Origin of the sequence: Bradyrhizobium sp. 62, assembly GCF_023073035.1 — a bacterium.
Classification (GTDB): Bacteria; Pseudomonadota; Alphaproteobacteria; order Rhizobiales; family Xanthobacteraceae; genus Bradyrhizobium.
On sequence record NZ_JADPIT010000032.1, the window covers coordinates 754,437 to 767,710 of the forward strand.

Below are 13,274 nucleotides of genomic sequence, written 5' to 3' on the forward strand. Positions count from 1 at the left end.
ACGTTCGGCTATCCGCTGGCGTGGCTCGCCATCATTGCCAGCGGCGTGCTGCCGCTGATCTGGTTCAAGCGGCGCGGCTGGTTCGAATGAAGCCGCGGCGCACCGTTCGAAAACGATGCGCCGCTTTTTCCGGATCAGGCGACTTCGGCGGCGAGTTTGCCGATCCAGTCGCGGGCGAGCGTCACGTCCGCTTGCGACAATTGATGGCCCGCCGGCAACACCTTGTGTTCGACCCGCGCTCCGGCTCCCGACAACAACGAGGCTAGCTTCGCGGAATTGCTCGGCGGAACGATCGGATCAGCCTGCCCTGACAGAAGCAGGACGGGCTTGCCGCCGAGCTCAGCCTTCGGCGGATCCGACAGCGGCACCATGGCGCGGAGCAGGATCGCGCCTGCCAGCACGTCCGGCTCCAGCAGCAACAGCGCGGCTGCGATGTTGGCGCCGTTGGAGAAGCCGACCGCGACCGGCGCGGCGAGGCCATATCGCTGCCGCGCCTCCGCGACGAAGCCGCCGAGTTCGTGCGCGCGGCGGCGCACGTCGTCCTCGTCGAACACGCCCTCGGCCAGGCGGCGGAAGAAACGCGGCATGCCGTGCTCGAGCACGCGGCCCCGCGGCGAGAGCAGGGCCGAGCCGGGCGAGACCATCTTGCCAAGCCCGAGCAGATCGTTCTCGTCGCCGCCGGTGCCGTGCAGCAGCAGGAGCGGAGGGGAGCCCGCGCCGGTCGCGGGCTCCAAACGATGGACGAATGAACTCTCGGTCACGACACCCTCTCTTCCAAATTCGGCAGAACACCTTCGATCTGCTTGCGCTGCGCTTCGAGGAAGCTCGGCAGCTTCAGGTCACGTCCCAGCGTCTCGACGGGCTCGTCGACCGCGAAGCCGGGGATGTCGGTCGCGATCTCGAACAGCACGCCGCCAGGCTCGCGAAAGTAGATCGAGCAGAAATAGTTGCGGTCCCGCTGCTCGGTCGGGTGCAGGCCGTGATCGCTCACAAGCCTTCGCGCCATCTTGCCTTGCTCGGCGTCGTCGGCCGCGCGGAAGGCGATGTGATGCACGGAGCCGCCACCTTGGTGCCCGCGCAAAAAGCCCTTGGCCTCGTAGATGTCGACGACGCTGCCTTCGACATCGCCCGGTGCCTTGAAGCGGATCACGGAGCCTTCGCGCGCCGTCTCCTTGAAGCCGAACACGTCGGTGAGGACGGCAGCCGTCTTTGCCGCGCTGTCGAGCAGCAAGGTCACGCCGTGGAAGCCGCGGATCGCATGCTCGGCCGGCACGTCGCCGTTGCTCCAGCCGGGCTCGCTCTCGGCACCGGGAATGCCGACCAGCGCGAGTGCCATGCCATCAGGGTCTGTGAACGGCAGCACGGATTCGCCAAAGCGCTTCTCCAGCGCCTCGTAGGCGATGCCCTTCTCGACGAAGCGCTGCGCCCAATAGCCGAGCGAGCGTTGCGGCACGCGGAAGGCGGTCTGGTGGGTCTCGCCGACGCCGCGCCGCCCGGCCGGCACACCGGCCCAGGGAAAGAAGGTCAGGATGGTGCCGGGGCGGCCGGTCTCGTCGCCATAGTAGAAGTGATAGGTGCCGGGATCGTCGAAATTGACCGTCTTCTTGACGAAGCGCAGGCCGAGATCCCGGGTGTAGAAGCCGAAATTCCTGATCGGGTCGCCGGCGATCGCGGTCACGTGGTGCAGTCCAGACATTGTCGTCCTCCAAAGCTCGGGGAGCGGTCGTGCTCTGACCGGAAATATCGTTCCGCTTTGGATTGGAGACAATCCATGCAAATATGACGTCTATGTCTACGATTTGGAAACAATCGCCGGCGCCAGCCCATGGATAAGGTCGCCAGCCTCCGGGCCTTCGTAAAGGTGGTCGAAAGCGGCAGTTTTGCCGAGGCGGGCCGGCAGTTGCGGCTGTCACGCTCGGCGATCAGCAAATACATCGCCGACCTCGAAGAAAGCCTCGGCGTGCAACTCCTGAACCGGACCACGCGCCATGCGAGCCCGACCGAGAACGGCCAGCGCTATTTCGAGCGCGCGGTCGTGATCCTGTCGGAGATCGAGGCGGCCGACCAGGCCGCGGCGCAAGCCCAGTCGGCGCCGCGCGGCCTGTTGCGCGTCAACGCGCCGATGTCGTTCGGCACCCTGCGGCTCGGGCCGGTGCTCGCCGATTTCATGGCGCGATATCCGGAGCTGCAGCTCCAGCTCGTGCTCAGCGACGATCTGCTCGATCCCGTCCAGGACGGTTTTGACGTGACCTTGCGGATCGCGGAATTGGAATCATCGAGTTTGATCGCGCGAAAAATCATGCCGGTGGCACGCATGATCTGCGCTTCACCTGATTATCTCGCACGTCACGGCACACCGAAACATCCGCAGGACCTGCGCGGCCACGCCTCGCTGACCTACGGCTTCCTGCTGACGGGCAATCAGTGGAAGCTCACCGGCACCGACGGCGATCACTGGATCCAGCCGGCCTGGTCGCTCTGCGTCAACAATGCCGAAGTGCTGCGTGATGTCGCGATCAAGGGCAGGGGGCTCGCGCTGCTCCCGGAGTTCATCGCCGCCGACGCCTTGAGGAAAGGCGAACTGCGAACGGTGCTGAACGATTATTCCGCGCCGCCGCTCGCGCTCTACGCGGTCTATCCGCCGACCCGGCATCTGTCGGTGAAGGTGCGGCTGTTCATCGATTTTCTGGTGGAGCGTTTTGGCCGGGAAAACGAACCTGATGCGCGCAGACGCACTGAGCGATCAACCGGTCGATGAGATGAAGGCCGCTGGAGCTTGGTGGAGAGGAGATCGGCCGGTGGGCCCATCGCCTTCAATATCTGCCACTAGATTGGGCAAAAAGGCTCAGTTTGCCTAAGTGTTGAGCGCTGCAAGCCTGCAAATCAATCAGCCAAATGATTGATTTCAATATGCATTCCTGCACGATTGATTGCACATCTCGCCATTTTCTTTCGGGCTCCCGAAGCCAACACTTCTCGTGCTCACGGCGGGAGGCACGCAGCGAGGCGCGAAGACCACGAGGATGCCGATGCAATTGATCAATGAAGCGATATCGAATCCAAAGGTGAAGCGCGCCATCGAACTCGCGATCGGGCCGCTGCTGCTGTTCGCGTTGTGGTGGATCGCGTTCAAGGGGCAGCTGGTCAACAAGGATCTGCTGCCGTCGCCGGTCGACACGCTGCGCGACACCGCGGCCAGCATCGCCGCCGGCAAGATGACCGGCGATTTCGTCCACACCATCGCGCGCGTCGGCTATTCGACCCTGATCGCCGTGGTTGCCGGTGTCCCCATCGGTATCGTACTCGGTGCCAGGGCCGCGATCTATCGTTCAGTCGAATTCCTGGTGGACTTCTTCCGCTCCACGCCGGCGACCGCATTGTTTCCGCTGTTCCTGCTGCTCTTCGGCCTTGGCGATTTTGCCAAGATTGCAGTCGCCGCTTTCGCCGCCTGGCTCGTTATTATCTTCAACGTCGCCTACGGCGTGATGAATGCTCGTCAGACCCGCATCCTCGCAGCGCGCTCAATGGGGGCGTCGTCGCTCCGCATTTTCAAGGACGTTATCTTCTACGAAACCTTGCCGCAGACCTTCATCGGCCTGCGTACCGCGGTGTCGCTTGCGCTGGTCGTGATTATCGTCGCCGAGATGTTCATAGGCGCGACCGATGGCATCGGTCACCGCATCATCGACGCGCAGATTTCGTACTCGCTCACCGACATGTACGGCTCCATTCTGATCGCAGGCGCGATGGGATACGGGCTCAACCTCGTGCTTCTGACGATCGAACGTTCGCTCATTCACTGGTCCGGCAAATAGACCGCCTAATCAAAACGAAGAGGCCATCATGCAGATGAAGAGATTCCTTGGAGCATTCGCAGCTTCCACGTTCCTGCTCGGCGTGACCGGCGCACATGCGGCCTGCGAAAAGACCGAGAAGGTGACGGCGGTCTGGTTGCCGATCATGCAGACCACCGCCTATTACGTCGCGCTCGAAGAGAAGCTGTTCGAGAAGGCCTGCATCGAGATTGTTTCCACCAAGATGGAAGCGCCGAACCAGATCATCGACGCGCTGATCGCGGAGCGCGCGGACTTCGGTCCGCCCGGCGCGGCGGCCGGCATCGCGATGATCGCGGAGGCCAAATTTCCCGGCAAGCTGAAGGTGTTCGGGCTGCAGGGCGGGGGCATCGCCGTTGATCGCATCAATGACGGCCTGATCGTCAAGCCTGACAGCCCGATCAAGAGCTTTGCCGACTTGAAGGGGAAATCGCTCGGTCACGTTCCGGGGATTCAGTGGCGCACCATCTCCCGCCACATGGTCCGATCGGCGGGCCTCGATCCCGACACCGACGTCAAGCTGGTCGATCTCGCGGTCGCCATGCAGATTCCTGCCGTGGTCGGCGGCACGGTCGATGCGACGCTGTCGCTCGAGCCGGTCGGATCGATCGCCGTCGCTTCGGGCAAGGCGGCCCGCGCCATGACCAATCCGGTCGCGCGCGTGATTGCGGATCCGTTCTATTCCGGAGCTTCGCTCATGACCACGAAGTTCTTGAAAGAGCGGCCTGACGCGGCGCGCAAGGTGGTGGCCGTCCTCGACGAGGCGACCGACCTCGTCAACGCCAATTTCGCAAAGTACAAGCCGATCCTCACCAAATACACACCCACCAAGGAAGATCAGCTCGACTTTCTGGCGCAGCCCCTTCTACGCGGTTTCAAGGACCTCAACGAGACCGACATGAGGTCGTACCAGGCGTTGGTCGACATCTTCATCAAGGAAAGCGTGGTGGCAGGCCCAATCAACGTCAAGGACAAGATCCTTGCCAAGTCCGATCTCGGAAACTGAGTGGACATTCCGATGGGGAAAGTGACCGCGATCCGCAGCGTGGGCCAGCCAGAAACCGAGAGCCCGTCGCCGGTCCTGTCGCGCAAACCGCGGCAGGCCTATGTGACCGTGCGTGGACTGAGCAAGAGCTTTCAGGGCACGACGATCTACGACGACTTCTCGATCGACCTTCCGATGGGAAAGTTCATCTCGGTATTCGGCCCGAACGGCTGCGGCAAGAGCACCCTCATCAACATGATCTCCGGCCTGATGCCAATGGACGCGGGTGAGGTGCTTTACGACGGCCAGACCATCCGCGACACCAGGATATCGTACGTCTTCCAGAACTACAGAGAGGCGCTGTTTCCCTGGATGCGCGCGATCGACAACATCCATTATCCCCTGAAAGTGATCGGGGTGGACCGCAAGGAGCGCCGCCAGCGTGTCGAAAAGCTGCTCGCCGATTTCGACGTGCCGTTCGACCTCAACGCCTATCCCTACACGCTATCCGGAGGCCAGCAGCAGACGGTTTCGATCCTGCGCGCGCTGGTGACGGAACCCGAGGTGCTATTTCTCGACGAGCCTTTCTCTGCGCTGGATTACGAGATGACGCTGTTCATGCGCGAACGGCTCCAGCACATCTTTATGAAGCTGAAAACGACGATGCTGCTCGTATCGCACGATCTCGAGGAGGCCATACAGCTCGCTGACGAGGTCGTGCTGCTGACGCGTCGGCCGACGCGAGTGGCGGAAGTTGTTCCGGTGGATCTGCCTTGGCCGCGCGACCTCGACGTCACCACCGGCGAGGGATTCATCAAGCTGAAACGCCATTGCCTTGACCGCTTCTGGCGGGAAGTCAAACGGGACTAATTCGATCAATCTTCGAAAGATGGAGACCAACATGACGAAGCGCCGTTTCCGCGCTGCCGCCGTCCAGACGCTCGCCCGCTTGGGAGACTTTGACCACAACATCGCGTTGGCGACGCAATACGTCGAGGATGCGGTGAGGCAGGGAGCCGAGCTGGTGGTGTTCCCCGAATGCATGGACACCGGTTACCTCTTCGACTCGGTCGAGCATTGCCGTGAACTCGCCGAGACCATGAAGGACGGCCCGTTCGTGACGGCGTTGTCCGCGCTCGCCAAAAAGCACCGCATCTACATCGCCAGCGGCGTCACCGAGTGGGATCCGGACAAGGAGAAGATATTCAATACCGGCATCATGTTCGGCCGAAACGGCGAGACCGTCTGTCATTACCACAAGCAGTTCCTTGCCACGCACGATCAGAATTGGTTTGCGTTCGGCGAGCGCGGCTGCCCGGTGGTGGATACCGACCTCGGAAAGATAGGCCTGTTGATTTGCTTTGACGGACGCATTCCCGAGATCTTCCGCTCGATGGCGCTGCAGGGTGCCGAAGTAATCGTCGACATGGCGAATTTCTTCAGCATGGACCAGGCGGACATGTGGGGCCCGGCGCGCAGCTACGAGAACGGCCTGTGGCTCGTGGCCGCCACCAAGGCCGGCTATGAGCGGTCGATCTACTATCCCGGCGGCAGCATGATCGTCGATCCCAAAGGACGCGTGCTGTCGAAGGTGCCGTACGATACGCACGGTATGGCCGTCGCCGATATCGATCTCGACGCCGCGAACGACAAATCGATCTATTCGGCGAACGACAAGATCGCTGATCGCCGCCCCGAGACTTACGGCCTGATGGCGCTGCCTTATGAGAAGACGCCGGTCTACAGGATCGCGGAGCAGCCGCTGATCCCGGCGAAATCCGTTGCCAAGGTCGCGGCCGTGCAGATGCACGTCACCAAGGACAGTCCGGCCGAAGACGTGTTCGATATGGTCGATCACGCGGCCAAGCTCGGCATCAAGGTCCTCACGCTGCCGGAATACGCATTCTGTCCGACCGCCATTCCGAACGCGGCGGAGGCCGCGGTGCTGGCCGATCAAACGCCGACTTTGCTGGCGAGGATGGCCGCGATCTCGTCCCGCTACCACTGCCTGATCGCACTCCCTACGGTGGAGCGCGCCGCAGCCGGACTGTACGTGACGACGTTCCTGATCGGGCCGGACGGGAAGGACGCTGGGAAGTACCGCAAGACCCATCTGACAGCCGAGGAGCGGAAATGGGCAAGGGCGGGCGATGAATATCCGGTGTTCGAGACGCCATTCGGCCGCATCGGCATCATGTCCGGCTATGACGCGGTATTCCCGGAGGTCTCGCGCTGCCTCGGCATCGCGGCTGCCGATATCATCTTGTGGCCAGCCTCGCTGCGCGAGCCGTTCGAACGCGAACTGCTGGCCGTTCCGAGGGCCGAGGACAATCGCGTAGCGGTGGTGCTGGCGAACCGCGTCGATTCGCCCTATCCGGGCGGCAGCCTCGTGATCCCGCCGACGGGATTTCCGCTCTGGGACATCAACGTCGTAGCGCCGCGCGTTCTCAAGCTCGGCGCTGTCATGCCCAAGCACATCGATCTCGCGGTCTGCCGGCAGAAGCTGATGATCCCGAAGGTCGACATGTTCGCGAACCGGCTGGTCGAGACCTACGCCCCGATCATCGCCGCCTGACGGTTGCGGTACCGGCCGATATGCCCGAAAGTGGCGAGTGTTAGATGCCAAAGCTCGCGAACGGGAATATCAGGACGGCCGAGGTGGCAAAGGCTGCGCGAACTCTGCGTTACAATTGGGACGACGTCATCTTCTTCCTGGAGGTTGCGCGCACCCGCAATCTCGTTCGCGCGGGCCAGAAGTTGAAGGTCGACCACACGACCGTCAGCCGTCGGGTGAGAGAACTCGAACGCAGCCTCAACACCACGCTGTTCAAGCGCAGCAAGGCAGGCTTCGCCCTGACCGAAGCGGGTGTGCGGCTGCTCCAGTTTGCCGAAGGCATGGAGAACAACGCCAACGCCATCATCGAGACCGTGGTCGGTTCCGAGAACGCGGACGCCGCCGGAGCAGTGCGAATTGCGGCCATGGAAGGCATCGGCAGCATGTACCTGACGAGATGCATGGCCGCCTTCAACAAGGCGTGGCCCTCGATCCAGGTCGAGTTAATCACCGATACCCGCCTCCTCGATATGACGCGGCGCGAGGCCGACATCTTCATCAGCTTCTTCAAGCCAAAGGGAAGGCGACTCTCGGTGAAGAAGATCGGCGAGTTCAGGAGCTTTCTCTACGCTTCCAGCGGTTACCTGCATCGCGCACAGGCACCTTCCGACCTGAAGGACCTCGACAATCACGACTTCGTCGATTTCATTGACGAGCACATCCACATCAAGGAGAACCGCTGGCTGTCCGACATCCTGCGGCCGGCCCACGTCGTCTTCCGCAGTACCAGCCTGGTCTCACAATATGTGGCCGCATCGAACGGGCTCGGCATCGCCATGCTGCCGTCCTACGTAGCCGCCCACAACAAGGATCTGCACCCGATCCTGCCCAGCTATTTTTCCGTCCGCGACATCTGGTTATCCGTCCACGAGGACCTGCTGCACATCTCCCGCATCAAGGCTTTGATGGGGTTCCTCGAGAAACGCGTCGCGGCAGATGTCGATTTCCTGATGTCGGCGAGCCATCACGCCTAGGCATAAGGCCCGTTGCCCGAAGCGCTAGTGACCGAACGCTGTTAGGCCGGCCGGAGCAGATCGTCCAGCGCGCTCATCGAGGCCTCTCGAAGCACGGCGAGCTCGCGGGCGGCGCTCTGGGATTCGGGAGAGGACATCGAGGCTGCTGCCAGCTCGACCTCACGGCAAAATTCAAACAGGCGGACCAGGCCGAGCGCACTCGCGCCGCTACCGAGTTGGTGTGCGCAGCGTGCGAGCTGCGTGGGATCGCCAGTCGCCGCAGCCCTGGTGATGTCCTCGATCAGCTTTTCGCTGGTCTCTTCCAGTAGGTCGTGGAGTCTTGCGATCTGCGCTGCGCCCAGCAGCTCCTTCTGGTCATCGAGGAAATGCCGGTCGATCAAGGCGCCTGCCGCGAGCTGCGGCGCGGCTTTGTGGTTCTGGGCATCGTCCTCGATCGCCTCGCGCAGCGCATTGATCAGGATCGGCTTGCTGACGATCCTGGCAATGCCTGCGCCCGCGAGCCGCTCGCGAGCGCGGCGCGACATGTCGGCGGTTACCGCGATGATGCGCGGCATGGTCGGCAGACCGAGCGTTCGAATCCGCGATGCCGCCTCGACGCCGTCCATATCGGGCATGTGCAGATCCATCAGAATGATGTCGAAGGCTTGATCGCGGGCGAGTGTGATGGCCGACGCGCCGTTCGTGGCGATGGTGGCGTGGTGGCCGAGCCTCTTCAACATCGCTTCGCCGACCTCGCAATTGACGGGGTCGTCGTCGACAAGCAGCACGCGAAGCTGCCGCGATGGCGGCTGAACCGCGCCTTGCACGATGTCGGTCGTGGCGAGGCCAAGCGGTACCTCAAGCATGAACGAGCTGCCCGTACCCGGCGTGCTCGCCACCGTCAACTCGCCGCGCATCAGGCGGGTCAGGCGCCGCGCGATCGCCAGGCCCAGGCCGGTGCCGCCGAACCGCCGCGCGATGCTGTCGTCGGCCTGGACGAAATCCTCGAAAATCCGCTCGTGCATGTCGGGCGCGATGCCGATGCCGGTATCGCGAACGGTGATGCGCAGCAGGACATGATCGTCATGTGCCTCGGCGGCCGCGCTCAAGCCGATGCCGCCGCGCGGGGTGAACTTGATCGCGTTGCCGATCAGATTGAGCAGAATGCGATTGAGACGCACCGGATCGCCGTGCACGGAGGTATTGATCGTCGCATCGCAGGCGAGATCGAAGGAGAGACCCTTGTGAGAGGCCTGCGGACGCATCAGATCGGCCGTCGTTTCGACGAGCTGGTCGAGGCGGAAATCGCGGGTCTCCAGAGTCTCGGCGCTGGCCTCCAGGCGCGCATATTCGAGGATGCCGTCGACCAGCGCGATCAGCGTTTCGCCCGACGCGGCCGCGGTGGTGAGGTGGCGCCGCTGCGCTTCGCCGAGGCGGCCGTCGTCGAGCAGTTGCAGCACCCCCATGACGCCGTTCAGCGGCGTGCGCAGCTCGTGGCTGACGACCGCGAGAAAACGCGATTTGGTCTCGTTGGCCGCCACCGCCGCGCTGCGCGCGCGCTCGGCGGCATCGTGCTCGGCAAGGGCCTGGTCGCGGGTCTTTTCCAGTTCGGAGGTGCGCTCGATCACTTTGCGCTCGAGCGTCGCATAGGATTCGCGCAAGTGAGCGGCCATCCGGTTGAACTGATCGCCGAGCGCCTCCAGCTCGTCACCGGTCTTGATCGCGAGCCGCAGGCCGAGGTCGCCGCTGCCGATCCGCCGCGCGCCCTGCGTCAGGATCTGGATCGGCACGGTCATGCGCCGGCTCAGAAAGAGAGAGACCAGCACCGCACATGCCAGCAGGATGACCAGGAGAAAAGTCGAGCGTCCGATCGACGCATAGATCGGCGCATAGGCCTCGGTGAGCGGCAGCTCGACGAATACCAGCCAGCCCAGCGAGGGAACCGTAGCATAGGTCGAGAGCACGCGTTGACCGGACAGATCCTCCTTGACCAGGCCGCCGGAGGGCGGCCCGACGCCATCGAGCGCGGCGCGGACGTCGGCATGGCCGGAGAGATCGCTGCGGCGCAGTGCCGGCCACAAATCGGGATGCGCGATCAGCAACCCCATCCGATCGACCACATAGGCCTTGCCGGTGTTGCCCACCCTGATCCCGGCGACGAGGTCCCAGATGAAGCGAAGATTGACTTCGGCGACAATCACATCGGGCGTCAGGCCGGTTCCGCGCGTGGCGAGCGTCATGAACGGTTCGGTGTCGCCGAGGAAATAGACCGGCCCGTAATAGGCGCGGCTTTCATTGGCGCCGCGGAAGGCATGCGAAGCAGAGAGGTCGGCCTTGCTGCCGATCCTGTCCGCGACACGGCGCGACACGCGCACCTGCTCGCGGCCTTGGGCGTCGAGCTCGGCGATTTCCGCGATCGCCGGCGAGAGGCGCAGGAGGCGGATGGCGTTCAGCCGCTGGTCCTCGTTCGTGGACAGCTCCGGCGGCAGGCGCGAGAGCCATCTGATCTGGTTTTCGATCTGACCAATGAACTGGCCGATCTGGATGGCGGCGCTTGCTGCCTGCTCGCGCTGGGTCGCCGCGAGTAGCTGTTTCTGCTCGCGATAGGAGAACCAGACGTCGAAGCCGGTGTTGATGGCGAGCGCGGCGAAAGCGAGCGCGACGATCGAGTAGAGATATTTGCGGAACAGCCGGCCGGGAGGTGGCCGCGAATCTCCCTGGTCGATCGTCTCGTTCACTCGCGGATCTCGTCGGCGCGCGCAAGCAGCGTGAATGGTATGGTCAAATCCAGCGTGCGGGCAACCGTGCGGTTGATCAGGAGTTCGTATTTCCGCGGCGATTGTACCGGCAGATCGCCGGCCTTGGTGCCGCGCAGGATGAGATCGACATAGTCAGCCGAGCGCACTTCGAGCGTCGGCCCGTAGCTCATCAGGCCGCCCGCATCCATGAAATAATAGAACGGGTAAATCGTGGGCACGCGATATTTGGCCGCCGCGGCCACCGCAGCCTGCCGGTGGACCACCAGGAAGCTGTCGACCAGCGCAATCATCGCCGCCCTGGGCGGTTCGGAGAAGGGCCTGACGGCTTCGTCGATCTCGGTTGGCGCGCTGACGGGGGCGGGGACCACGGACACGCCGGCCAGTGCTGCCTCTTGCTCGATGGAATCGAGGAAGAAGCGGCCGCCGCGAGGCGTGGTCGCCGGGTTGTACAGGATACCGACGCGCGCAAGATCCGGCACCGCCTCCCGGATGAGCTGAAGCCATTTGCCGCCCATCTCGGCGCTGCTGTTGGTGAAGCCGGTCACGTTGCCGCCGGGATGGGCGAGGCTTTCGACGAAGCCGTTGCCGACGGGATCGTTGGCGGTCGCGAACACGATCGGGACGGTCTTGGTGGCCGCCAGGACTGCTGCGGTTTCGACCGTCGAGCCGGTCAGGATCACATCCGGCTTGAGCGCCAGCAATTCCTGGACCGCGGTTTTCAGTCTGTCCGGCGCGCCGAAGGTCGAACGGAGTTCGAGGCGGAAATTGACGCCTTCGACCCAGCCTCGCTGCCTCAAGCCCACGATGAGGCCGCCCAGGCGGGAGGTCGGGCTGTCGATCATGCTCCTTCTGGTCAGTTCGTCGTCGAGCGGCAACGCCGTCAGCGATGCCACGATCCTCACGCGATCAGATGTTGCGCCGAGCGCCAGCCATCCTGCGGCGGTTGTGCCCGCAAGGCGAATGAACCCGCGGCGATCGACCGCGAGCGCGGAAGGCCGTTCGGTCATGAAAGTCTTTGCATGATGCTTTGCCCCAAGCCGATGCTTAGCGCGAACGGCCGGCATCCACAATTGATGAAAAATTGCGTTTGTGACTGCTCATTCGCAGCGTTTGGCAGCCCGATACCGTATTCCTACGCCGCCAAAGAGTCGCTGTTCGAACCTTGCCTCCTCCGTGACACCTTGTAACGCACTGCGGCGTTGCAACATTTTCCGTCTCGGTCGTGATGACGGTTCGGGGAGGCCGATTTCGTAGCTGCTGATTTTTGAAGCGTTGTTTCAAATTTTTTTCGAAGGTTTTCGATGCGCAAGATCTATCTCGTTCCGGCCCTCGTCGGCCTGCTCACCTCCGTTGCAGCGGGCCCCCTTGCGGCCCAGGGCGCCGTGCCAAAGCAGAAAGCTGCGACGGCACCGAGAGCCGCCGCCGGTGCGGCTCCCGCAGCAGCCGGGACGCCGGTCGCTGCCGGCGCGACGTCGGCGGCCGCGGCCGAGACAGCGGCCCCGGACGACAAGTCCAAGGCGATCGACTCCAAGGCGATCGACGGCTTCCGCTCGGCCAAGTTCGGGATGAACGAGGCCGACGTGCGCGCGGCGATAGCCAAGGATTTCGGCGCGAAGCCCGACGCCGCCAGGGCGCAGGACAATGCATCCGAGCTGACGCACAGCCTGCTCTATTCGGCGCCCGAGCTGCTGCCGAACGGCGGCACCGCGGAACTCTCCTACGTGTTCGGCTACAAGTCGAAGTCTCTGATCCAGGTCGGCGCGGTCTGGTCGAAGGGCACCGACGCGGCGATCACGCCGGAGAAGCTGTTCTCCAACGCCAACATCCTGCGCGCCCATTTCCTCAGCGAGGGCTTCAAGCCCGACTCCATCGCGGTCAACATGCCCGTCAACGGCGGCATCGTGATGTTCCGCGGCAGCGACGCCAAGGACCGCTCGGTCATTTTGCTTCTCCAGGGCACGTTCGAGAACAAGGACAACAACCAGCGAGTGCTGACGCCGACCAGCCTGCTGCTGTTCTACGTGGCCGACGCCAAGAGCCCCGACATCTTCAAGCTGCCGCCCGGCCAGTTCTGATGCGGCGCTGCCACGACATTCTCCCACCCGGTTGTGGATCGGCCCCAGTGCCGAT

The 13,274-nt window shown here is 63.4% G+C and carries 11 protein-coding genes; 7 read left to right on the top strand and 4 right to left on the bottom strand.

Annotated elements, in window-relative coordinates:
- Positions 1-134: 134 nt before the first annotated feature.
- Both IVB47_RS32925 and IVB47_RS32930 read right to left on the bottom strand, forming a co-directional pair.
- Positions 135-761 (bottom strand): alpha/beta hydrolase, encoded by a 627-nt coding sequence (locus IVB47_RS32925; RefSeq protein ID WP_247467699.1) that lies wholly within the window; start codon positions 759-761, stop codon positions 135-137.
- Positions 758-1,696: a ring-cleaving dioxygenase gene (locus IVB47_RS32930; protein ID WP_247467702.1), complete on the bottom strand. Its 939-nt coding sequence runs from the start codon at positions 1,694-1,696 to the stop codon at positions 758-760. Before IVB47_RS32930 ends, IVB47_RS32925 begins: the two co-directional genes overlap by 4 nt.
- A 129-nt stretch (positions 1,697-1,825) precedes the next feature.
- On the opposite strand from IVB47_RS32930, the gene IVB47_RS32935 reads away from it, so the two are divergent.
- The 6 genes from IVB47_RS32935 to IVB47_RS32960 all read left to right on the top strand — a co-directional run bounded on the left by IVB47_RS32935 (position 1,826) and on the right by IVB47_RS32960 (position 8,406).
- Positions 1,826-2,758: a LysR family transcriptional regulator gene (locus IVB47_RS32935; RefSeq protein ID WP_247467705.1), complete on the top strand. Its 933-nt coding sequence runs from the start codon at positions 1,826-1,828 to the stop codon at positions 2,756-2,758.
- Between the two features lie 271 nt (positions 2,759-3,029).
- Positions 3,030-3,815 (top strand): ABC transporter permease subunit, encoded by a 786-nt coding sequence (locus IVB47_RS32940; protein WP_027569218.1) that lies wholly within the window; start codon positions 3,030-3,032, stop codon positions 3,813-3,815.
- A 28-nt stretch (positions 3,816-3,843) separates the two neighbouring features.
- Positions 3,844-4,839, top strand: coding sequence for an ABC transporter substrate-binding protein (locus IVB47_RS32945; protein ID WP_247467708.1), 996 nt, complete (start codon positions 3,844-3,846; stop codon positions 4,837-4,839).
- Between the two features lie 12 nt (positions 4,840-4,851).
- Positions 4,852-5,688, top strand: coding sequence for an ABC transporter ATP-binding protein (locus IVB47_RS32950; RefSeq protein WP_247467710.1), 837 nt, complete (start codon positions 4,852-4,854; stop codon positions 5,686-5,688).
- A gap of 31 nt (positions 5,689-5,719) precedes the next feature.
- Positions 5,720-7,393, top strand: coding sequence for a carbon-nitrogen hydrolase family protein (locus IVB47_RS32955; RefSeq protein WP_247433151.1), 1,674 nt, complete (start codon positions 5,720-5,722; stop codon positions 7,391-7,393).
- Positions 7,394-7,437: 44 nt separating this feature from the next.
- Positions 7,438-8,406, top strand: coding sequence for a LysR family transcriptional regulator (locus IVB47_RS32960; protein ID WP_247467713.1), 969 nt, complete (start codon positions 7,438-7,440; stop codon positions 8,404-8,406).
- Positions 8,407-8,447: 41 nt separating this feature from the next.
- Here IVB47_RS32960 and IVB47_RS32965 read toward each other — a convergent pair whose 3' ends face one another.
- A complete protein-coding gene (locus IVB47_RS32965) occupies positions 8,448-11,123 on the bottom strand; it encodes a hybrid sensor histidine kinase/response regulator (protein ID WP_247467715.1) in 2,676 nt (891 codons plus the stop codon).
- On the bottom strand, positions 11,120-12,151 hold the full coding sequence (locus IVB47_RS32970; RefSeq protein WP_247467718.1) for an ABC transporter substrate-binding protein: 1,032 nt from the start codon (positions 12,149-12,151) through the stop codon (positions 11,120-11,122). Before IVB47_RS32970 ends, IVB47_RS32965 begins: the two co-directional genes overlap by 4 nt.
- A 294-nt stretch (positions 12,152-12,445) precedes the next feature.
- Between IVB47_RS32970 and IVB47_RS32975 the strand changes: the two genes are divergently transcribed.
- A complete protein-coding gene (locus tag IVB47_RS32975; RefSeq protein ID WP_247467721.1) occupies positions 12,446-13,219 on the top strand; it encodes a hypothetical protein in 774 nt (257 codons plus the stop codon).
- Positions 13,220-13,274 lie beyond the last annotated feature (55 nt).